The organism is Streptomyces monomycini (assembly GCF_022271435.1).
Taxonomy (GTDB): Bacteria; Actinomycetota; Actinomycetes; order Streptomycetales; family Streptomycetaceae; genus Streptomyces; species Streptomyces monomycini.
Map to the genome: position 1 here is coordinate 1 of NZ_JAFIQY010000057.1, position 21,761 is coordinate 21,761.

The window sequence follows — 21,761 nt, forward strand, 5'->3', positions numbered from 1 at the left end:
GGGCCGGATGGGCCGAGGGCGGCCTGGGCGGGGCGGGCCGGATGGGCCGAGGGCGGCCTGGGCGGATGCGGCCTGAGCGGGGCGGGCCCGGGGCGGGCCGAGGGCGGCCTGTGTGGGGCGGGCCGGATGGGCCGAGGGCGGCCTGGGCGGATGCGGCCTGAACGGGGCGGGCCCGGGGCGGGCCGAGGGCGGCTGCGCGCCTACGGGGCGGTCGCTCACATCCCCCCCACCGGGGGCCTACCCAGACGTAGCCGCGCCGAAGCTCGCGCCGCGCGCCCGAACCCAGTGGGGCCGAAGCTCGCGCGTCCAGACCAGCCGGGGGCCAGCCAGCCCGCACTACGGGCGCACGCCCACATTCCCCCACCGGGGGCCTACCCAGGCATAGCCGCGCCGAAGCTCGCGTCGCGCGCCCGAACCCAGTGGGGCCAAAGCTCGCGCCGCGCGTACGAACCCAGTGGGGCCGAACCTCGCGCGTCCAGACCGAGCCAGGTCAGAACCGAGCCGGTCCCGAGCCGGAGCCGGCCCGCCCGCCATACGGGGCGCACGCGCACATCCCCCCACCGGGGGCTTACCCGGAGCGGGCCGGAACGAAGCCACAACCCTCCGCCCCGCATCGGGCCCGCGCCGTGCGGCCCCGGCAGGGCCGACCACGGGGCTGCCCCCGGATCGGCCCGGGACAGCCCCGGACCATCCCCGGACCACCCTCCGGACAGCCCCGTCCCCCGGACCACCCCCGGGGACAGCCCCGGCCCCCCGGACCACCCCCGGCCCCCGGGTCAGCCCCGGACCGCCCTCCAGCCGCCCAGGGTCACCCCCGAACCAGCCCCGGACCGCCCTCCGGCCGCCCCAGGATCACCCCCGAACCAGCCCCGGACCGCCCTCCAGCCGCCCCAGGATCACCCCCGAACCAGCCCCGAACCGCCCTCCAGCCGCCCCAGGATCACCCCCGAACCAGCCCCGAACCGCCCCCGGACCAGATCAGCCCTGCAGCGACTTCCAGAACTCCTCGAAGGAGAGCTTGCCGTCCGCGTTCGCGTCCTTGGCGGCGATGATGGCCTCGGCGACCGGGCCGGTGACGTAGGGGTCCCCCATCTCCGCCATCGCCCGCTTGTACTCGTCCGCGGTGATCAGGCCGTCGCCGTCCGCGTCGAACCGGTTGAACGCTGCCTTGGCCGCCTCGATGTCTGCCACGGGAATGCCCCCTTGAAGTCGCTGTACCACTGAATTGACCTGGGTACATTAACCGACTGTCACCACGCCCCCGACCACGCCCCGGCCCGTGCCCCCGGCCCCCGCGCCCGGGTCAGCCCCCGATCCGGCGCGCCAGATACGCCGCCGTACGGCTGTCCGCCGACGCCGCCACCTCGGCCGGTGTCCCGGTGGCCACGATGCGGCCGCCGGCCGCGCCGCCGCCCGGGCCCAGGTCGACGACGTGGTCCGCGCCCGCGACCACCCCCATGTCGTGCTCGACGACCACCACGGTGTTGCCGGCGTCCACCAGCCCGTGCAGCTGCCGCAGCAACACCTCGGTGTCGGCGGGGTGCAGGCCGGTGGTGGGCTCGTCCAGCAGGTAGAGGGTGTGGCCGCGGTGGGCGCGCTGGAGTTCCGTGGCCAGCTTGATGCGCTGGGCCTCGCCGCCGGACAGCTCGGTCGCGGGCTGCCCCAGGCGCAGGTAGCCGAGGCCGACGTCCTGGAGGGTACGCAGGCTGCGGGCGGCGGCCGGTACGTCGGCGAGGAAGTCCGCTGCGGTGTCCACCGTCATGCCGAGTACGTCCGCGACGGTACGGCCGCGGTAGGTGATCTCCAGCGTCTCGGCGTTGTAGCGGGCGCCGTGGCAGGCGGTGCAGGGCGCGTACGTACCGGGCAGGAAGAGCAGCTCGACAGCGATGAAGCCCTCGCCCTGGCAGGTCTCGCAGCGGCCGCTCGCGACGTTGAAGGAGAAGCGGCCCGCCGTGTAGCCGCGGGCGCGCGCTTCGTCGGTGGCGGCGAAGACCTTACGTACGGCGTCGAAAAGGCCGGTGTAGGTGGCGAGGTTGGAGCGCGGGGTGCGGCCGATGGGCTTCTGGTCGACGCGTACGAGGCGGTCGACCGCCTCCAGGCCCTTGGCGGCGGCGAGCCGGGCCCGCGTGGCGCTCTCCTCGTCGTCGTCGGGACCGGCGCCCAGATGGTCGGTGACGGCATCTGCGAGGACCCGGGTGACCAGCGTGGACTTGCCGGACCCGGAGACGCCGGTGACGGCCGTGAAGACGCCGAGTGGGAAGGTGGCGTCCACTCCGCGCAGGTTGTGCAGGGTGACGCCGTGCAGGGACAGCTGCCCGGTGGGCTCGCGGGGCGGGCGTGGGGCGCGCGGCGCGTCGTCGAAGAGGAAGCGCCGGGTGGCGGACTCGGTGACCTGCGCAAGGTCCGCGACAGGCCCGCTGTGCAGGACCCGCCCGCCATGCTCACCTGCTTCCGGCCCGACGTCCACGATCCAGTCCGCGTGCCGCACCACGTCCATGTCGTGCTCGACGACGAACAGGGTGTTGCCCGCTTCCCGCAGGCGGCCGAGGACGGTGAGCAGCGCCTCGGTGTCCGCAGGGTGGAGGCCCGCCGAGGGCTCGTCCAGTACGTAGACGACGCCGAAGAGGCCGGAGCGGAGCTGGGTGGCGAGCCGCAGCCGCTGGAGTTCGCCGGAGGACAGGGTGGGGGCGGCCCGGTCCATGCTGAGGTAGCCCAGCCCCAGCTCGGTGAGGACGTCGATACGGGCGACGAGGTCCCGGGCCAGGGTCGGCGCCACCCCGTCGTCGTCGGAGGCGGCCGTCGGGCGCAGCAGCTCGGCGAGGCCGCTGAGCGGCAGTCCGGAAAGCTCCGCGATGTCGCGGCCCGCGAAGGTGACGGCCAGCGCTTCCGGCCGCAGTCGTCGCCCGCCGCATGCGGGGCAGGGTGCGGAGACCAGGTAGCGCTGGACGCGTTTGCGCAGTGTCTCGCTCTTGGAGTCGGCGAAGGTGTGCAGTACGTAGCGCTTGGCGCTCATGTACTGGCCCTGGTAGGGGCGGTGGATGCGGCCCGCTTCCCGTACGGGGTGCACGGTGACGACGGGCTGCTCGTCGGTGAACAGGATCCAGTCCCGGTCTGCGGCAGGGAGGTCGCGCCACGGCTTGTCGATGTCGTACCCGAGCGCGGCCAGTACGTCCCGCAGGTTCTTGCCCTGCCAGGCGCCGGGCCAGGCGGCGATCGCGCCGTCCCGGAGGGACAGCGACGGGTCCGGTACCAGCGACTCCTCGGTGACCCGGTGGACGCGGCCCAGGCCGTGGCACTCCGGGCAGGCGCCGGCCGCGGTGTTCGGCGAGAAGGCGTCGGAGTCGAGCCGCTCCGGGGCGTCGTCCGGGTACGTACCGGCGCGCGAGAAGAGCATCCGCAGCGAGTTCGAGAGGGTGGTGACGGTGCCGACGGAGGAGCGGGAGGTGGGGGCCGAGCGCCGCTGCTCCAGGGCGACGGCGGGCGGCAGTCCGGTGATGTCCTCGACCTTCGGGGCGCCGACCTGGTGGATCAGGCGGCGTGCGTAGGGGGCCACCGACTCGAAGTAACGGCGCTGCGCCTCGGCGTAGACGGTGCCGAAGGCGAGCGAGGACTTGCCGCTGCCGGACACGCCGGTGAACACCGTGACGGTGTCCCTCGGGATGTCCACGTCGACACTGCGGAGGTTGTGTTCCCGGGCGCCGCGCACCCGTACGTAGGAGTCGGTCATACCTTCCATGATCGGTCAACGCCGATCGGCAGCGCGCGGGCCCGCCCCCGTGGTCGGGGTGGGGCCGGGCCCGCGGCGGCCGTCACGCGAGGGCGTTGCGTACGCCTTCGCGGGCCTCTTCCCAGGGAGCGGGGGTGGCGATGAGCGCCCGCAGGCCCCTGGTCCGGCGGGGCGGCACGCCGATCGCCAGGATGCCGGTGGCCTGTCCGTCGCGCCCGTAGAGAGCGACGGCCTTCCGGGCGTCCGGGTCCAGGACGGTGGCCTCGGACCGGTCGGCGCCGTTGAGCACGCCGTACGCCTGGATCTTCAGGCCGTACTGGTCGGACCAGAAGTACGGCACGGGCGTGAAGGGGCGCCGCTCCCGCCCGGCGGCGGGGGCCAGTGCCCCGTCCCCGTCGTCCGGAAGGGTCTCCTCCAGTTCGGCGAGGAGGTTGCGGGCGGCGGCCATGCCCTGCTCGGTGGCGTTCATCCGGTGCTCGACGCGCAGGTGGCGCCCGTGCACGGGGTGCTGCCAGCGGGCCACGTCCCCGGCGGCGTAGACGCCGGGCGCGGCGGCGCAGTACGCGTCGCAGCGCAGCCCGTCGGTGGTGTCCAGGCCCGGGTCGCCGCGCAGCCAGCCGACGGCGGGCTCCGAGCCGATGGCGACGAGGACGGTGTCGGCGGGCAGCCGGGTGCCGCCGGCCAGCCGTACGGCGGTCACGTGCCGCGCCGGTCCGTCGCCGTCCGCCTCGAAGCCGTCGACGGCCGCGGTGCGCAGCTGTACGCCGTGCTCCTGGTGCTCGGCCGCCAGCAGTTCGCCGATCTGCGGGCCGACCGTACGGGCCATCGGCAGTGCTTCCCGGCCGACGAGCGTGACCTGGTGGCCCAGTTCGCGCGCCACGGCCGCGGCCTCGCAGCCCAGGACGCCGTTGCCGACGACCACGAGGCGCCGGTCCGTGCCGGACAGCCGCTCCTTGAGGGCGAGCGCGTCCTCCAGGGTGCGCAGGGTGAGCACTCCGCCCAGCCCGGCCGCCTCCGGCAGGGTGCGGGCCGCGACGCCCGTCGCGACGATGACGCCGTCGCAGGCCAGCTGCTCACCGTCGTCCAGGGTGAGGGTGCGGGTCGCGGTGTCCAGGCCGGTCGCACGGGTGCCGAGGCGCAGGTCCAGGGCGAGGGTGTCGAGCTGGTCGGCGGCGCGCAGGTGCAGCTTGTCGGGCTGCCAGGCGCCCTGGAGGAGTTGCTTGGACAGCGGCGGCCGGTCGTACGGCGGGTGCGGCTCGTCGCCGACGAGGGTCAGCGTGCCGGTCCAGCCGAAGCGGCGCAGGGCCTCGGCGGCGGCGAGTCCCGCCGCCGAGGCGCCCACGACGGCGATGCGGCGGGGGCTCACTCGTGTACCTGGATCACGGCGGCCGGGCAGATGGCGGCGGCCTCGCGGACCATGTCGTGCTGGTCGGCGGGCGGCGCGGCGTCGAGGAGGACGACCACGCCGTCCTCGTCACGCTGGTCGAAGACGTCGGGCGCGATCAGCACGCACTGGCCGGCGGCGCAGCACTTGTCGGCGTCGAGGGTGATGTTCATGGCAGGTGGCTCCTGAGGGCAGGCGGGACGGGGAGGAGGGGTGTCACCAGGTGACGGGCAGGGTGTGGCAGCCGTAGATCGCCATGTCGCTGCGGTAGGGGATCTCGTCCACGGGGACGGCGGGCCGCATCCCGGGGAAGCGGCGCAGCAGCGTGCCGATGACGACCTGGAGCTCGACGCGGGCCAGCGCCTGGCCGAGGCACTGGTGGATGCCGTAGCCGAAGGCGACGTGGTGCTGGGCGTTGGGGCGGCACACGTCGAGCGCGTCGGGGTCCTCGAAGACCTCCGGGTCGCGGTTGGCGGACGGTACGGCCACCACGACGCCCTCGCCGGCCCGGATGAGCTGCCCGCCGATCTCGATGTCCTCGGTGGCGGCGCGGCGCGGGCCGTTGCGGATGATGCTGTGGAAGCGCAGCAGTTCCTCGACCGCGCCGCGGATCAGGTTCGGCTCGGCGCGCAGCCGGTCCGCGGTCTCCCGGTCGCGCATCAGGGTGAGCGCGCTCAGGCCGATCATGTTGGCGGTGGTCTCGTGGCCCGCGATGAGCAGCAGCGCGGCGAAGGCCACCACGTCGTCGTGGGTGATCTCGCCCGGTACCTGCTGCTCGGTGATCAGGCGGCCGAGGATGTCGTCGCCGGGCGCCGCCTCCTTGGCGCTCACCAGCTGGTGCAGGTAGGCGCGCAGCTCGGACCGCGCGCTCTCGCGCTCCTCGTCGGTGACGGTACGGGAGAGCAGGGTGCCGGTGAGCCGCTGGAACACCTCGTGGTCGTCGTAGGGGACGCCGAGCAGCAGGCTGATGACGAGCGAGGGCACCGGCAGGGCCAGCGCCTCGACGAGGTCCACGTCCTGACCCGCGCGCTTCTCCATGGCGTCGCACAGCTCGTCGGTCAGGCGCTGGATGTCGGGGCGCATCGCCTCGACCCGCTTGACCATGAACTCCCGGGTGACCATGCGGCGCAGCCGGGTGTGCTCGGGCGGGTCCATGCGGATGAAGCCGCGGTGCTCGGTGGTGGCGCCGCCGGTCATGCCGCTGAGCGGGTAGCCGGGGCGGGTGGTGTCGGAGCTGAAGCGGGTGTCGCCGAGGATGGCGCGGATGTCGGCGTACCGGGTGGCCAGCCAGGCTTCGGTGCCGTCCGGCAGCGAGATCTTGGACAGCGGCGCTTCGGTGCGCAGTCGCGCGAACTCGGCGGGCGGGTCGAACGGGCAGCCCTGCGGCGGCTGCACGGGCAGCGCGGGCGCGGCGGCCGGCGCGGGGGCGGGAGAGGCGGGAGAGGGGGTCATGTCGCTCCTTGGGAGCACGCGGGCAGGGGCGTGCGCCCGGTGTCGGACGTTCACCTAACGCCCGTAAACTTACATGCGTAATGCAGGGGTGCGACGGTGGGGGGTGGGGGTGGTGATCGTCGAGCGGCACACCGCGTCGGCGGGGGTGCCGGAAATGGCCGGAGCGCTCCGGAGCGCCCGGTTCAGGCGTTCAGTCCGCCCGGAGCGCCCGGTTCAGGCGCTCAGTCCGCCCGGAGCGCCCGGTTCAGGCGCTCAGTCCGCCCGCTCCATCAGCAGATGCAGGATCTCGTCCACGTAGCGGTACAGCCGTCCGGCGTCCTTACGGCTGGGCATCACCTGCCACAGCATGACCCGGCCGTGCACCGCCGCCCACAGCACGTACGGCGCCTCCTCGCGGGTGCCGCGCACCCGCCATCCGGCGGCCTCGCACGCGGTGAGGGCGTCGTGCAGGCCCCGCACCAGACGGCCCGCCGGGTGGCCGGCCAGCCGCTCCGGTTCGACCGGTGTCTGGCGGGTCTCGTACAGCAGGCGGTACTTGGCGGGGTGCTCGACGGCGTACCGGCAGTACGCGCGCAGCTGGGCGCGGAGCAGGTCCACCGGGTCGTCGGTGTCCGCGGCCGCCGACGCCTCGGCCATCGCCGCCCTCAGCCGCTCGTAGCTGACCTCCAGCGCGGCCCACACCAGCTCGGTCTTGTCGGCGAAGTGCCGGTAGATGCTGGGGGCGGCGACACCCGCTTCGCGGGCCACGGCGCGCAGCGACAGGGCGTCCTCGCTGCCGACCTCTTCGAGGAGGCGTTCGGTGGCGCGCAGGAGTTCCTCCCGCAGGCGCTCGCCCTGCCCGCGCGGATTACGGGGCCGTACGGCCGCACTCTCACCCACCGCCGTCACGCCCTTTCCGCGCCCCGCGCCGCTGTCCACCGTTCGCCGTCCGAACGTCCGGAAGTCCGAGCTTCCGGACGTCCGCCGCCGGCCGTCCGCCGGGCGACGCTGCCGCCCGGCGCGCCCGCGTCCGTGGTGCTCACGACCGGTCCGGGCCGGTCTTCAGGGTTTCACATCGCGGAACCCTCCCGTACCGGGCCACCGGCGCGACGCCCGGCCGCGCGCCCGTCAGCGGCCCATCGTCAGCCCGGCCCCCTCCGCTCCCCGGCTGAGGACGGCCTCGCGGATGCCCTCCCGTACGTCGGCACGGTCCCCGGTGGCGGCGAGGTTGACCATGCGCAGCGGGGGCCCGTGCGCGGAGAGCTGAGGGATGTACTCGGCCTTGGTGACCCGCCAGCGCTCCCCCTCCTTCGCGGGCGGCTCGAAGCGGAAGCGGGCGATGGTACCCCAGTTGCCGCGCGGGCTCTCCATGATCCCGGCGATCTGGTCGCCCATGCCGTAGACGACCCAGGTGCCGTTCAGCTTCTCGTACGGCTGCGGGGTGTGCGCGTGCGTCCCGATGACGAGATCGACGTCGGGCCGGCCGCCGGTGCGCGCCTCCGTAAGCGCCTTGGCGACCTCGATCTGCTGCGCGTCCGGCTCGGTCCGGTACTCGGTACCCCAGTGCGGACTGACCACGACGACGTCGGCTCCGGCCCGGCGGGCGGCCCGCGCGTCCGCGACGATCTTCTTGGCGTCGATGACCCCGACCGTCCACGGCTTGCCCTGCGGCTGCGGCACTCCGTTCGTGCCGTACGTGTACGAGAGCTGGGCCACCCGCGCCCCGCCGGGCGCCTTCAGCAGCGCGGGCCGGCCGGCCTCGGCCGCGTCGCGGGCCGACCCGGTGTGCTTGATCCCGGCCCGGTCCAGCCGGTCGAGGGTGCGCCGGACGCCTTCGGCGCCGTCGTCGAGCGTGTGGTTGGACGCCGTGGAACAGGAGTCGTAGCCGGTGTCCTTGAGCGCGTCCGCCACCTGGGGCGGCGCCTTGAAGGCCGGATACCCGGTGAACGGCCCGCCGTCGGGCCCGAAGGGCGTCTCCAGGTGGCAGATCGCCAGGTCGGCCCCCTCGATCACGGGTTTGACCCCGGCGAGAACGGCCCGGTAGTCGTATCCGTCGCCTCCGGCGTCCTGGCGGGCCGTCTCCAGTACGGACGGGTACGAGGCGATGACGTCCCCGGAGGCGGCGAGGGTGAAGCCCTGGGAAGCCCGGTGGACGGAGTGGTGCGGCGCCCCGGTCGCGGAGGCGGAGTCGCGTGGCGCGGGCCCGGAGGCGGGGCCCGCGGGCCGTCCGGTGCCCTGCTGGGCCGCGCAGCCCACGGCCAGGGTTATCAGGAGCAGGGCGGCGCCGTACGGTCGGTACTGGTTCATGCCAGACGCATAACAGGCTAAAAGAGTCGATAAACCGATTAATCACCCCGCGACACCGCTGGTCCCACGCCACCGCCCGACCGGTACGCACCGGCTCGCGCGAACCGGCGGCACCCGCGCATAATCCGTTCGATCCGGTGCCCGCCGCGCGGCTACTGTGCCCGGATGGCACCAGCCCCCCTGAGGGACAACCTGTTCCCCACCGATCTCCCCGTGTACGCCACCGTGGGCAGCACCCCGGACGGACGCGCCTGGCTGGACCAGCTGCCCGCCACCGTCCGGGCCGTCCAGGAGGAGTGGGATCTGCGGCTCGGCGTGCCGCTGCGTGGCGGCAGTTGCTCGTGGGTCGCCCCGGTGCGGCTCCCGGACGGTGGTGAGGCGGTGCTCAAGGTGTCCTGGCCGCACCGTGAGGCCGCCGGGGAGGCGCCGGCTCTGCGCGTCTGGGACGGCAGCGGTGCCGTACGGCTGCTGCGTCACGACCGGGAGCGGTACGCGCTGCTGGTCGAGCGCTGCACACCCGGCGGAGAGCTGGACGACAGCCCGCTGCCCGCCGGCGAGCGGCTGCTGATCGCCGCCGGCGTGCTGCGTGAGCTGTGGGCCGCGCCGGTACCGCCCGACTGCGGCCTGGAGCGGGTCGCCGACGTCTGCGCCGAGTGGGCCGGTACGGTCGAGGACCGCATGGCCCGGATCCGGCCCGGTTACGACCCCGGGCTCGTCCGGCTCGGCGCCCGGCTGCTGCGCGAACTTCCCGCCACCGCGCCCCGCGAGGTCGTGGTGCACGGCGACTTCAACCCCGGCAACATCCTCTCCGCGCGGCGCCGCCCATGGCTGGCCATCGACCCCAAGTCCATGATCGGCGACCCCGGGTACGATCCCTGGCCGCTCCTGGAGCAGATCGACGACCCTTTCGAGTACGGCGATCCGCGCCCGGTCCTGCGCGAACGCTGCACGCTGCTGGCCGACGCCCTCGGCGAGGACCCGGACCGTCTGCTGGCATGGGCGACGGCCCGTACGGTGGAGAACGCCCTGTGGTGTGCCGATCACGGCGAAGTCCAGGACGGCGAGGAGGAGTTGGAGGTGGCGGCGACGCTGGCCGCGCTGGCAGGACTGTGAGGCTCAGCCGTAGCGGTGGAAGAGTTCCTGGAGGTAGTCCTCCAGCCTGCTCGCCAGCAGGTCGGAGGTCAGGTCGTCGCGCCCCAGTTCCCGCCAGGGCAGCCCGACCTTCTCGGCGTCCGGGGCGAACCCGAGGGCGTCCAGAACGCGCCAGTACAGATGATCCGCGGGGTCGTCGCTCAACGTCCCGCCGGCCGCCGCGTAGGCGTCGGCCATCCGCATCCCCTCCTCGACGCCGTGCAGGAGGGCCAGGGCCGTCGAGCAGTGCGCCACGTCCAGGTCGGCCGGCCCCCAGGACGTCTCCACCCAGTCGACGACGCCCGTGATCCGCAGGCTGCTGCCCCGGCCGGTGAAGAGCACGTTGCCGGGGTGGAAGTCCCGGTGCAGGAAGCACGGCCGGTACGCGGGGGGATCGCGGCGGATGACGTCCACGGCCCGCTGCCACAGCTCCGGGCGGCCGGTGTGTCCGGGCAGCCGCACCCGGTCCGGCGCGGCCCACGCCTCGTACGCGCGCGGGCGGGCCTCGGCCGGTACGTGTACCCGGTGGATGCCGAGGAGTTGGCGCGCCAGCAGCGGCGTACGCAGGGCTGCCTCCGCCTCGTCCACGCGCACGGCGCCGGGCAGCAGGGACATCAGCAGGGACGGGTGGTCGCAGTGCGCCGCCGTCGCGTCCACCGCGTGGAACTCCGCGGCGGGTACGTCCGTTCCGCCGAGCAGACGCAGGGTGTCCGCTTCGCGCGTCAGCAGGCCCTCCGCGTGCCGCGCGAAGAACGGCCGGACGAAGGATCTGAGCACCAGCCACCGGGGTTCGCCGTCCCCGCTGATCCGCAGCCGCCGCATCTCCGAGGTCCAGCCGCCGCGCAGCCGTTCGGCGGCCTCCACCCGGCAGCCGCCGCCCCCGTGCTTCTCCACCCAGGCGCGGGTGCCGGCCCAGTCCCGGTCGCCGCAGTCGGTCTCTAACGCAGCGGGGTTCTCCTTCTTCGTCATGCCCACAACCTAGCGATCAGCGCTCGTCCGTGGCTCATGCCACCTCGATTCCGTACTCCTGCACCAACGCCTCCAGGCCGCCCTCGTAGCCCTTGCCGCCGAGGACGAAGTCCCAGTCGCCGTTGGCGCGGCGGCGGAAGGAGCCCAGTACCAGCGCCGTTTCGCCGCTGCGGCCGTCGGAGACCTCCAGCTGCCCGAGTTCAGTGCCGGACGCGTCGACCAGGCGGACGCACGCGTCGGTGAAGCCGGACAGGTCCGCGTGCGGGTCGGTCTCCGGGTCGACGGCGGCGACGAGGACGAGCCGGTCGGCGGTGGCGGGCAGGGCGTCGAAAGACACCTGCATGGCGGCCCGGTCGGGGGCGAAGCCGGACAGCATCCGTACGGTGCCGTCCGGGGTGCGCGGGTTGTTGTAGAAGACGAAGTGGTCGTCACTCAGGACGCGGTTGCCCTGGCAGACCAGCGCGCAGACGTCGAGGGAGACGCTGCCCGACCAGTTCATGCCGAGGATGCTGCCCGCGTCCCGCTCCGCCTCCGGGGCCGGGTCCGGGTCCTGGGCCGCCTCCTCCTCGGCGGGCGGCTGCCGCTGGGCCGGGACCGCGGCGTCCCCGAGGCGTCCGCGCAGGCCGTGGCGGGCCAGCAGGTCGACCAGTTCGGGTCCGCTGACGAGGGTGAGCGGCTTGCCGTTGGCGAAGGCGTGGGCGCCGGGGCCGAAGCGGGAAGTGGTCACCAGTACGCCCTTGTTGGCGCCCTCGGACTGGACGGTGCCGAACAGGTCGCGCACGGCGGTCGGCGGCACGGTGTTGCGGTAGCGCTTCACCTGCACGATGATCTTGCCGCCCCGGATGGGGTCGGAGTCCAGCGCGTCCACGTCCACCCCGCCGTCCCCGGACCGCTGTGTCGTCACGGCCTGCATCCCCATCGCGCGGAACAGTTCGGCGACCAGCCCCTCGAAGGCGATCGGGTCCATGGTGAACAGGTCCGGCTCCGCCGCGCCGCCGTGGGTCACCACGCCGCCGCCGACCTCGCCCGGCTGCCGCGCGGGCCGGACCGCCGACCGCTGCTCGGGGCGCGCCGACAGCCGGCCGCGCAGCCCGTCGGTGAGGCAGTCCACGGCGCTGACCTGCGCCAGGTGCAGTTCCTCGAAGGCGTCCCTGGGGACCGTGACGGTGGCCAGGCACAGCTGCGCGGGACGTCCGGTGGCCGGGTCCACGTCGTCGACGAAGCCGTTGACCACCACGGAGTCGAGGGTGCGGGACGGGTCCGCCGCGAACAGGTCGTGCACCACCAGCAGGACGGACTGGGCCAGTACGTCGCGGTAGGCCGCCCGCCGCTGGGTCGCCGGCCGGGCGACGTCCTTGTCCTGGTCGGCCGCGTACATGTAGCGCACCGACTTGGCCGCCGGCACGACGTCGTAGCCGGGCAGTTCCCAGTCCAGTACGAGCTGGCGGGCCGCCGCGTCGAAGGCGGCGTGGACCCGGCGCGGGAAGCCTTCCGGCCAGCCGGTGGCGGCGTACAGCGCGGCGGAGAAGTACTCCACCACCGCGTCGGGGTCGCCGCCGCGCAGGCCCGTCAGCAGTTCCCCGACCGCGGCGTTGTAGCTCCTGATCTCCGCCAGCTGACCGGCGGCCCACTGGTCGTACTGCCGCCGGTAGTCCTCCAGTTGACGCAGGCGCTGCGCCTCCGCGGCCTGTGCGGCGTGCCAGTCGTGCTCGTAGCGGACCCGGGCCTCTTCCTGCGCCTGCGCGCGGCGGGCGCCGCCGAGGCTCCAGCCGGTGGCCTGCGGCTGGTAGGCGGCCGGGTCGGGCATCGGTACGGGTACGGCGAGCCGGCCGGGCGCGAACGCCTCGACGTGCTCGGGGCGCCGCAGCGTGTCGGCGGTGAACGCCGGGGCCCGGCAGCCGTCGGCCAGCAGGCCGGACAGCTCGGCCATCCGCGCGTCCAGTTCCTCGGTGCGGCGGCGGGCGTCGGCCTCGCGCTGCTGCCGGTACGCGTCCCGGCGTTCGCGCTGCATCCGGGCCATGGCGCGTTCGGTGTCGCGCTGTTGCCGCTCCTGATCGCGGCGGGCCTGTTCACCGGCCCGCCGCTGCGCCTCCTGGCGGCGCTGCTGCTGACGCTGCGCCTCGGCCCAGACGGCCACTAATCCGTTGGAGCGGCGACTCATGCGGATCTACGTCCTCCCCTGGGGCAGCCCACCCCGAAACAGCCCGCGCAGGCCCGTTCACCAGCGGGTATTCATCCGACTTTAGCGGGATCCCGACGGGTCGTCCCCTGCCGGGCCGGACCGGATCCGACCAGGACGGCCGGCAGGCGCCAGCGGCCCGGGGAGAGGGGTTCGGCGCCCTGGGGCCGGACTCAGCGGCCGAGAAGCGCGCCGAGGCGTTCCAGCAGGGGCAGCAGTGCGGTGCGTTCCTCGGGCGTGAGCGCTTCGAGCGCGCCGCGCACGGCGTGCATGTCGGCGCGCACCCGCAGGGCGAGCGCCCGGCCCTCTTCGGTGGCGGTGACCACCTTGCTCCGGCGGTCCCGGGGTGCGGCCTCCCGCCGTACGAGCCCGCGCTCCTGCATCCGGGCGATGAGCCGGGTCGCGTTCGAGGCGTCGCAGACCAGGTGGCCGGCGAGCGCGCTCATCGAGAGCGGCTCCTCCAGGGCGATGAGCGCGCGGGCCTGCGCGGTGCTCAGGCCGTGCCGCAGCGCGGCGGCGGCGAGATCGTCGTAGTAGCCGCGGACCGTGCGGGCGAACGGCTGGAGGAGGTCGTCGGGGGCGGGCCGGATGGTGTCGGACACGCGGCCAGGATAGCGGGTTACTTGACTTCGGCAATCGTTGGTATTTACATGGAACGTGTGCTTGACCTTGTCAAACGAATGTCAGGCGAACCGGCCGGGCGGCGGAACCGCACCCCCGCCCCCGCCGCCCGGCCGCTCCACCCCGTACGCATCGGAGACACCATGACCAGCAGCACCCCCGAGCAGCCGGACGCCGTGGTCGCGCGGCTGCGCGCCACCTTCCGCACCGGCCGCACCGCCCCCCTGGAATGGCGCACCGACCAGCTGCGACGGCTGCGCGCCCTGCTCACCGAGCACGGCAAGGACCTCGCCGCGGCCCTGTACGAGGACCTGGGCAAGGGGGAGACCGAGGCGTACCGCACCGAGATCGACTTCACGCTGCGCGAGATCGACCACACCCTCGACCACCTGGCGGAGTGGCTGCGGCCCGAGGCCGCGCCGGTGCCGCCCCACCTGAGCGGCGCGGAAGCGTGGACGGTGTACGACCCGCTGGGCGTCGTGCTGGTCATCGCCCCCTGGAACTACCCCCTGCAACTGCTGCTCGCGCCCATGGTCGGCGCCCTGGCGTCCGGCAACTGCGTGGTCGCCAAGCCCAGCGAGATGGCGCCCGCCACCTCCGCCGCCGTGGCCCGCCTGCTGCCCCGGTTCCTGGACGCGGACGCGGTCGCGGTGGTGGAGGGCGCCGTTCCGGAGACGACGGCGCTGCTGGAGCAGCACTTCGACCACATCTTCTACACGGGCAACGGCACCGTCGGCCGCATCGTGATGCGTGCGGCGGCCGAGCACCTGACCCCGGTCACCCTGGAGCTGGGCGGCAAGTCCCCCGCCTTCGTGGACCGCGACACGGACACCGACGCGGTCGCCGCGCGGCTGGTGGCCGGCAAGTTCCTCAACGCGGGCCAGACCTGCGTCGCGCCGGACTACGTCCTGACCGACCCGGAGACGGCGGCCCGCCTGGAGCCCGCCCTCGCCCGCGCCGTCACCGCCCTCTACGGCGACGACCCGGCCGCCGCGCCGAACTACAGCCGCATCGTCAACGAGCGGCACTTCGACCGGCTGACCGGCCTGCTCGGCTCCGGCCGCACGGTCACCGGCGGTACGTACGACCGGGACCGCAAGTACATCGCGCCGACCGTGCTCGGCGGCGTGGCGCCGGACGCCCCGGTGATGCGGGAGGAGATCTTCGGGCCGATCCTGCCGGTCGTCGAGGTGGCGGACCTGGACGCGGCCATCGGCTTCGTCAACGACCGGGACAAGCCGCTGGCGCTGTACGCCTTCACGGAGTCGGCGGAGACCCGGCGGCGGCTGACCGGAGAGACCTCGTCGGGCGGCCTCGGCTTCGGCCTGCCGGTCGCCCATCTGACCGTCTCCGACCTGCCGTTCGGCGGGGTGGGCGAGAGCGGGATGGGCCGCTACCACGGCCGGTACTCGATCGAGACGTTCAGCCACCGCAAGGCCGTCCTGTCCAAGCCGCTGGCCTGACGCCGTCACCGCCCTTCCGCACAGAAAATCTCGCGAGACTGGGAAACATAACGTCTTGATCTGAGAACTTCACATGTGCTTTTGTTTGAAGCATCATGAACGACGTGATCCCTGAGAACTCGACGTCGACGGCGGCGGCCCGGACATCCGGGGCCCACGGGCCCCCGGAAGCGGGCCGCCGCCCGGTCGTCGGCGTATCGCTGAAGCTCTACTTCGGACTGGCCGCGACCAGGCAGTGGCTCACCGACGTGGCCGCGCTCCGGGGCGCCCTGGCGGCGCTGCCCCGCCCCGTGGACCTGTTCGTCCTGCCGGCCTTCCCCGCCCTGGCCGACGCCCGGGAACTGCTGGCCGACACCGGCGTCGCGTACGGCGCCCAGGACGTGCACTGGGCCGAGTCCGGCGCGTGGACCGGCGAGGTCTCCGCGGGCATGCTCGCCGAGACGGGCGCCCGGTACGTCGAAGTCGGCCACGCGGAGCGGCGCCGCCACTTCGGTGAGACGGACGCGACCGTGGCCGCCAAGACGGGCGCCGCCGTACGGGCCGGACTGGTGCCCGTCGTCTGCGCGGGCGAGCGGCACGACAACGGCCTCGCGCAGGCCGTCGAGGAGACGCTGATCCAGGTGCGGGCCGCCCTCGGCGGCGCGGGACCGGACAGCGAGGTGATCATCGCGTACGAACCGGTCTGGGCGATCGGCGCCCGCGAACCGGCGCCCGCCCGGCACGTACGGACGGTGGCCTCGGCCGTCCGCGCCTGCCTGCGCGACCACGGGGTGCGCGGCCGGGTCGTCTACGGCGGCACCGCCGGGCCCGGCACCTTCGGCCGGCTGGCCGGCAGCGTCGACGGCCTGTTCCTCGGCCGGCTCGCCCACGACACCGCCAATCTGCGCCACGTCCTCGAAGAAGTCGCCGCGGCCACCGCGCCCGCCCCGCTTCCCCTCCGCCCCTAGGGAGTTCACCGTGCAGGACACGTACCGCATCGCCCTCGGCGCCGACGACGCCGCGACCGCCATGAAGGACGCGATGGCCGCGTACCTCACCGAGCGCGGCCATCGGGTCACCGACCTGAGCGCCGCGGACGGCGAGGACTACCCGGACGTCGCGGAACGGGTCGCGCGCGGCGTCGCACGCGGCGAGCACGAGCGCGCCGTCCTGGTCTGCGGCACCGGCATCGGCATGGCCATCGCCGCCAACAAGGTGCCGGGCATCCGGGCCGCCCAGATACCGGACAGCTACAGCGCGGAGCGCGCCCGCAAGTCCAACGACGCGCAGATCGCCTGCTTCGGCAGCCGCACCATGGGCGTGGAGGCCGCCCTGGTGTGCCTGGAGCACTGGCTGGTCTCCGACTTCGCCGGGGGCGGTTCGGCGCCCAAGGTGGAGAAGATCAGGCAGGTCGAGTCGCGCAACCTGACGGCCCCTGGCCTGCCCGCGGTCTGAGCCCGCCCCCGCTGTCCCGCCCCCCTCCCCCTCCGAAAGGCGGTCACGACCATGCGCGCAGTTGTCATCGAGGAACCGCACAAACTGTCCGTCAGCCAGGTCCCCGACCCGGTGCCCGGCCCGGACGACGTGGTCGTCAAGGTGACCGCCGCCGGGCTGTGCGGCACCGATGTGCACATGCTGGCGGGCGAGTTCGGGCCGACGCGGTATCCGGTGATCCCCGGTCACGAGTTCGCCGGCGAGATCGTGGCGGTGGGCTCGGCGGTGACCGGCCTCGCCGAGGGCGACGCCGTCGCCGCGGACCCCGCGGTCTACTGCGGTACGTGCCACTTCTGTGCCATCGGCCACGGCAACCTCTGCGAGAAGTGGGGCACCATCGGCATCACGGTGGACGGTGCCGCCGCCGAGTACGTCAAGGTTCCGGCCGGCAACTGCTACCGCCTCCCGGAGACCGTCGCACTCCGGCACGCCCCGCTGATCGAGCCGCTCTCCACCATCCTGCGCGGCTTCGACATCGTCGGTCCCAAGCTCGGCGACCACTTCCTGATCTACGGCGCGGGCACCATGGGCCTGCTCTACCTCCAGGTCGCCCAGCGCGCCGGCGCCGCGTCGGTCTCGGTGGTCGACATCAACGAGGACCGGCTGGCGGTCGCCCGGCAGTTGGGCGCCGACGCCGTCGCCACCAGCGCCGACCGCCTCACCGCCGCCCACCCGCTCGGCTGGCAGGTGGTCACCGACTGCACCGGCAACGTACGGGCCATCGAGGACGGCCTGACGCGGCCGATCCGCGGCGGCACGTTCCAGCAGTTCGGCTGCGCGCCCGACCAGGAGATGGCGCGGTTCTCGCCGTTCCGGATCTACAACGACGAGATCCGCGTCGTCGGCAGCATGGCGATCCTGCACACGTACGGCCGGGCGGTCGAGATGCTCGGCAAGGGCGTGATCGACTGCGAAACCATGATCACGCACCGCTTCGGGCTGGATCAGTACGCGGAGGCGCTGAAGACCTTCGAGCTGGGCACCGGCCGGAAGCTGCAGATCGTCCCGAACGGGCCGGTGGGCTGAGGGGGCCGGTGGGGTGAGGGACGGTGGGCGTTCGGACGGCCGCCCTCTGCCCTTCCCCTCACCCCTCAGAAAATGCTCGTCCGCCCCGTGAAGTAGTGCCCCGCTCCGAGGTCCTCAAGGAGGGACGGGCCCGCCGGCTCCCAGCCGACCAGCTCGCGGGTCAGGGCGCTCGACGTGGGATTGTCGGCCGGCACCATGCCGGAGAGGACACCGAAGCGCCCGCCCGCCTCCTCGGCGGTGATGCTGACGGCGGGCACGCCCAGCCGGGCGCCGATCGCCTCGGCGATGTCGCGGAACGGCACGCCTTCCTCGGCCGTGCCGTGCAGGACCGAGCCCGCCGGTGCCGTTTCCAGCGCCAGCCGGAACAGGCGGGCCGCGTCGAGCCGGTGCACGGCGGGCCAGCGGTTGGCGCCGTCGCCGACGTAAGCCGCGGCGCCCTGGGCGCGGGCGGTGTCGATCAGCAGCGGTACAAAGCCCCGGTCGCCTTCGCCGTGCACGGACGGCGCGAGCCGTACGACCGAGGCGCGTACGCCGCGTCCGGCCAGCGCCACGACCGCGTTCTCCGTCGCGAGCCGGGGCCGGTCCGTGCCGGGCTCGGCCCTGACCTCCTCGGTCCCGAGGCGGCCCGGCGCCATCGCCGCGAGCGACAGCGTTCCCGAGGTGGCGAGGAAGGGCTTGCCGGTGCCGTCGAGCGCTTTGCCGATCGCCTCGACGGCACGCAGGTCCAGCCTGCCGGCGTCCACGAAGGCCGCGTGGTCCGAGAAGTCGTGGCGGTAGGCGAGGTGGACGACACCGTCCGCCGCGGCGGCCCCGTCGTGCAGACTGCCGGGGTCGTCCAAGGAGCCGCGGTGCGCCTCGGCACCGGCCGCCCGCAATGTCGCGGCGGCCGTGTCCGAGCGGGCCAGGCCGACGACCGTGTGGCCGGCCGCGAGGAGGTCCTGGACCACCGCGGTCCCGATGAATCCGGTCGCTCCGGTGACGAATACGCGCATGGGTGAGTTCCTTCGGTGGTGAACGAGAGGCAGTACGGGCCCGGTCGGCAGAGGGACGACGGGCCGCCCGGCGGGTGCTGTGCCGCCCCCGGCCGGTGCTGCTCCATCGTCCGGGTACGGACCGTCGCGCGTCCAAAGCCTCTTCCGCATGGGGTCATGCGCTTCAGGCATCACCGCTGGCAGAGCCGGGTGTACGGCTCGTCACCCGGCTCGCCACCCGGACCAGCGCTCGACACGGCGCACGGCGACGGCCCCCGAACCGACCCGAACCACCCCGGACTACCCTGCGAACATGCCCGACCCAGCTTCCGCGCCCGACCTCGACCTGCGACTCGTGCGCTACTTCACGGCCGTCGCCGAGCACCGGCACTTCGGCCGCGCCGCCGAGGCCCTCCGTATCACCCAGCCCTCCCTGAGCCGCCAGATACGCCGCCTCGAACAGCAGGTGGGCGCCCGGCTGCTGGACCGTACTCCGCGGGGCAGCCGGCTCACCGCGGCCGGAGAAACCTTCCTGCCCCGCGCCGAGGCGCTGCTGCGGGCCGCCGCGCAGGCCGTGGCCCGTACCCGTGCCGCCTCCGACCCGTCCCGGATCAGCATCGGGTACAGCACGGGCGTCATCGTCACCCCGGCGGTACGCGAGCTGCGCCGACGGTACCCGGACGCCGAGGTGCACACCCAGTTCGTGGGCTGTGACGAGATCCGTACGGCGCTGCTCGACCACCAGGTGGACGCGATGGTGGCCCGGTCACCGTTCCCGGCCGACCGGTTGCGGGTGTCGGTGCTGTACGACGAGCCGCGGGTGCTGCTCGTACCGCTCGATCACCGTCTCGCGGGCCAGGAGTCCGTCACCCTCGCCGACATCGCCGACGAACCCCTCCCCCGCCTGCGCCGGGCCGACCCTGCCTGGAACGCCTACTGGCGCTTCGATCCCCGGCCCGACGGGCGCCCGGCTCCCGACGGCCCTTTCATCGACGCGCTGGAGGACAAGTTCGAACTCATCGCATCCGGCGACGCCGTGGCCGTCGCGGCAGGCCTGCGCGCGGCCACGATGCGCCCGGACGTCACCGGCGTGCCCCTGCGCGGCGTCGAGCCGAGCCAGGTCCTTCTGGCGACCCGCGCGGAGGACCGCAGTCGCCTGGTCACGGCGTTCCGCGAGGCGGCCCACGCCCGTCTGACCGGACCCGTCCGGCCTGAGAGCCGGTGACAGCGGGGCGTCGGGGGCGGCGCCTGCGGTACGTCGGAAGCGTGGACGAATTAACCGGTGCTCAGCGGCAGTTCGCTTGGTAGGGTGCGCCGATGTCAGCGATCAGGAAGCTCCAGGTCACCTTCGACTGCGCGGAACCCGAGCGTCTCGCTCGTTTCTGGTGCGATGTGCTGGGGTACGTCGTACCGCCGCCCCCGGAGGGATTCGCCACCTGGGACGCATTCAGGAGTGCGCAGCCACCCGAACAGCGCGACGCCTGGTTCGCCTGCGTTGATCCCTCGGGTGTGGGTCCGCGGTTGTACTTCCAGCGCGTCCCCGAAGGGAAGGCCGCCAAGAACCGGGTGCATCTCGATGTGCGGGTCGGCACCGGGCTCGTGGGGAAAGAGCGCCTCACCGCGCTTGAGGCCGAATGCGCGCGACTGATCCCGCTGGGCGCGATCCACGTACGAACGCTGTACGACGGCAACGACGCGTGCATTCCGATGCTGGACATCGAGGGCAACGAGTTCTGTGTCGACTGAGCGCTCTCGCGGTGGTCCCGTCAGCGCTGCCCTCCACGACGGCTGCCCTGATGCGGCCCCGAGGTACGAACGCGGTTCCCGGGCGTGCGCAGCCACATCCGGAGCCCGCCGTCCTCGGTGACGGTCACCCCGAAGTCGCCGAGCGGTGGCCGGCCCTCCGCGACGTACTCCTGCCAGGCCTGCACAAGTTCCAGCCACAGGTCGCGGCGGCGGCCGTAGACCGCGGCCCAGCCTTCCTCGGCCAGGGCACCGGACCCGGCCCCGTCCCACAGGAAGAGCCTGGCGGACGTCCCGGTCATGTGGACCCCGGGCAGGCGGGCACCGGCGTACAGGCCGAAGGCCGGATGCGTGAACTGCTCCAGCTGCCCGTCGAGCAGTTCGTGACAGTGGCGCGGCGTGGTTCCGTCCACGGCTGACAACGCCGTGGACCGGTGGGCCCGCAGCGGCATGTACGAGGCGCCACCGTGGAAGGAGCCCGTGACGGCCCCGGTCGTGGCGTCCTTGACGAACCGGGACAGCAGCCCGGAAGAGAAGTCGCGCACCAGTGGGGCGACCAGGACACCGCCCGGCCGTAGCTGGCGCAGAAGTGCGGACGGGACCGTACGCAGCGCGCACGTCGCGAGGACGCGGTCATACGGCGCGCCCGGCGCCCATCCGTCCGCGCCGTCCGTGACGTGGACGGCGGGCGCCAGGCCGGCCCGCGCGAGGCGGGTCCGCGCCTGCGCCGCCAGGTCCGCGTCGATCTCCACGGAGGTGACCTTGTCGTCACCGACCCGCAGGCAGAGCTTGGACGCCACGTCGCCGGTCGCCGTACCGATCTCCAGAACCGTCATGCCGTCCCGGAGGTCCAGGAGACCGAGCATCCTGGCGACCATGGACGGCATCGAATTGGCGGAGGTCGCCACTTTCGGCCCCTCGGCCCGGCCGTCGTCCACCTGGGTCACCACGGGCGAGTCGCTGTAGGTCAGCCGGTACCGTGCGTCCGCGTCCGTCACGGGCTCGCACCGGTCCGGCCGCTGGACCCAGATCCGCTCCGGCAGCCAGTGCTCGCGGGGGACGTGCTCCCAGATCTCCCGCCATGGCGGCGCGAGCAGGCCGTGCCCGGCCAGCTTGCCGACCAGTGCGGCCTGTCCTGCGTGAGCCTGCGGCTCCACTGTCGTCACCATGTCAGGTCTGCGTCCATGAGCGCCCTGCCGTTGCCGTCGGGGGACGGCGGATTCGGCGGCGGCGTCCACGGTTTGCCACTCGGCGGGCCGGCGTGCTTGCCGTCGTCGGCCAGGACCGCCATGCGGAGTCCGCACACGAAGTACCTCCGTCATGTCGCCGAGGTGCT

19 protein-coding genes are annotated in these 21,761 nt (G+C 73.7%); 7 read left to right on the forward strand and 12 right to left on the reverse strand.

Translation table 11 applies throughout. From position 1 onward, the window contains the following. Positions 1-978: 978 nt before the first annotated feature. From JXZ78_RS37040 to JXZ78_RS37070, 7 genes are all read right to left on the reverse strand, one after another. On the reverse strand, positions 979-1,191 hold the full coding sequence (locus JXZ78_RS37040; protein ID WP_030022498.1) for an EF-hand domain-containing protein: 213 nt from the start codon (positions 1,189-1,191) through the stop codon (positions 979-981). Between the two features lie 112 nt (positions 1,192-1,303). Continuing rightward, positions 1,304-3,727 carry an excinuclease ABC subunit UvrA gene (gene uvrA, locus JXZ78_RS37045; protein ID WP_106968862.1) on the reverse strand — a complete coding sequence of 808 codons (2,424 nt, stop codon included), beginning with the start codon at positions 3,725-3,727 and terminating at the stop codon, positions 1,304-1,306. A gap of 82 nt (positions 3,728-3,809) precedes the next feature. After that, the gene (locus JXZ78_RS37050; protein WP_030022494.1) at positions 3,810-5,093 is read right to left on the reverse strand and encodes an NAD(P)/FAD-dependent oxidoreductase; all 1,284 of its coding nucleotides are present in this window, start codon (positions 5,091-5,093) and stop codon (positions 3,810-3,812) included. Then, the gene (locus JXZ78_RS37055) at positions 5,090-5,284 is read right to left on the reverse strand and encodes a ferredoxin (protein ID WP_030022493.1); all 195 of its coding nucleotides are present in this window, start codon (positions 5,282-5,284) and stop codon (positions 5,090-5,092) included. The genes JXZ78_RS37050 and JXZ78_RS37055 overlap by 4 nt, the downstream gene beginning before the upstream one ends. Before the next feature lie 43 nt (positions 5,285-5,327). Further along, entirely contained in the window at positions 5,328-6,563 is a 1,236-nt protein-coding gene (locus JXZ78_RS37060) for a cytochrome P450 (RefSeq protein ID WP_030022491.1), read from the reverse strand. A gap of 252 nt (positions 6,564-6,815) precedes the next feature. After that, a complete protein-coding gene (locus JXZ78_RS37065) occupies positions 6,816-7,442 on the reverse strand; it encodes a TetR/AcrR family transcriptional regulator (RefSeq protein WP_030022490.1) in 627 nt (208 codons plus the stop codon). Between the two features lie 228 nt (positions 7,443-7,670). Further along, positions 7,671-8,849, reverse strand: coding sequence for a CapA family protein (locus tag JXZ78_RS37070; RefSeq protein ID WP_030022489.1), 1,179 nt, complete (start codon positions 8,847-8,849; stop codon positions 7,671-7,673). A 165-nt stretch (positions 8,850-9,014) separates the two neighbouring features. Between JXZ78_RS37070 and JXZ78_RS37075 the strand changes: the two genes are divergently transcribed. Beyond that, on the forward strand, positions 9,015-9,962 hold the full coding sequence (locus tag JXZ78_RS37075; RefSeq protein ID WP_030022487.1) for an aminoglycoside phosphotransferase family protein: 948 nt from the start codon (positions 9,015-9,017) through the stop codon (positions 9,960-9,962). 3 nt (positions 9,963-9,965) lie between these two features. On the opposite strand, the gene JXZ78_RS37080 is transcribed toward JXZ78_RS37075, so the two are convergent. From JXZ78_RS37080 to JXZ78_RS37090, 3 genes are all read right to left on the reverse strand, one after another. Then, entirely contained in the window at positions 9,966-10,949 is a 984-nt protein-coding gene (locus JXZ78_RS37080; RefSeq protein ID WP_030022486.1) for a phosphotransferase family protein, read from the reverse strand. Positions 10,950-10,983: 34 nt separating this feature from the next. Then, positions 10,984-13,110, reverse strand: a complete 2,127-nt coding sequence (locus JXZ78_RS37085) for a restriction endonuclease (protein ID WP_238783639.1) — start codon at positions 13,108-13,110, stop codon at positions 10,984-10,986. Between the two features lie 191 nt (positions 13,111-13,301). After that, on the reverse strand, positions 13,302-13,730 hold the full coding sequence (locus JXZ78_RS37090; protein ID WP_030022483.1) for a MarR family winged helix-turn-helix transcriptional regulator: 429 nt from the start codon (positions 13,728-13,730) through the stop codon (positions 13,302-13,304). Between the two features lie 162 nt (positions 13,731-13,892). Between JXZ78_RS37090 and JXZ78_RS37095 the strand changes: the two genes are divergently transcribed. The 4 genes from JXZ78_RS37095 to JXZ78_RS37110 all read left to right on the forward strand — a co-directional run bounded on the left by JXZ78_RS37095 (position 13,893) and on the right by JXZ78_RS37110 (position 17,711). After that, entirely contained in the window at positions 13,893-15,212 is a 1,320-nt protein-coding gene (locus JXZ78_RS37095) for an aldehyde dehydrogenase family protein (protein ID WP_030022482.1), read from the forward strand. Positions 15,213-15,316: 104 nt separating this feature from the next. Further along, positions 15,317-16,159, forward strand: coding sequence for a triose-phosphate isomerase family protein (locus tag JXZ78_RS37100; protein ID WP_238783640.1), 843 nt, complete (start codon positions 15,317-15,319; stop codon positions 16,157-16,159). Between the two features lie 10 nt (positions 16,160-16,169). Further along, positions 16,170-16,646: an RpiB/LacA/LacB family sugar-phosphate isomerase gene (locus JXZ78_RS37105; RefSeq protein WP_030022480.1), complete on the forward strand. Its 477-nt coding sequence runs from the start codon at positions 16,170-16,172 to the stop codon at positions 16,644-16,646. A 51-nt stretch (positions 16,647-16,697) separates the two neighbouring features. After that, positions 16,698-17,711, forward strand: a complete 1,014-nt coding sequence (locus JXZ78_RS37110) for a zinc-dependent alcohol dehydrogenase family protein (RefSeq protein WP_030022479.1) — start codon at positions 16,698-16,700, stop codon at positions 17,709-17,711. 65 nt (positions 17,712-17,776) lie between these two features. Here JXZ78_RS37110 and JXZ78_RS37115 read toward each other — a convergent pair whose 3' ends face one another. Then, positions 17,777-18,703 carry an SDR family oxidoreductase gene (locus JXZ78_RS37115; protein WP_030022478.1) on the reverse strand — a complete coding sequence of 309 codons (927 nt, stop codon included), beginning with the start codon at positions 18,701-18,703 and terminating at the stop codon, positions 17,777-17,779. 292 nt (positions 18,704-18,995) lie between these two features. Here JXZ78_RS37115 and JXZ78_RS37120 point away from each other — a divergent pair, with 292 nt between their 5' ends. Both JXZ78_RS37120 and JXZ78_RS37125 read left to right on the forward strand, forming a co-directional pair. Then, the gene (locus JXZ78_RS37120) at positions 18,996-19,907 is read left to right on the forward strand and encodes a LysR family transcriptional regulator (RefSeq protein ID WP_030022477.1); all 912 of its coding nucleotides are present in this window, start codon (positions 18,996-18,998) and stop codon (positions 19,905-19,907) included. A gap of 92 nt (positions 19,908-19,999) precedes the next feature. Then, on the forward strand, positions 20,000-20,428 hold the full coding sequence (locus tag JXZ78_RS37125) for a VOC family protein (protein ID WP_030022476.1): 429 nt from the start codon (positions 20,000-20,002) through the stop codon (positions 20,426-20,428). 20 nt (positions 20,429-20,448) lie between these two features. Here JXZ78_RS37125 and JXZ78_RS37130 read toward each other — a convergent pair whose 3' ends face one another. Continuing rightward, on the reverse strand, positions 20,449-21,594 hold the full coding sequence (locus JXZ78_RS37130) for a methyltransferase domain-containing protein (protein WP_050502782.1): 1,146 nt from the start codon (positions 21,592-21,594) through the stop codon (positions 20,449-20,451). Positions 21,595-21,761 lie beyond the last annotated feature (167 nt).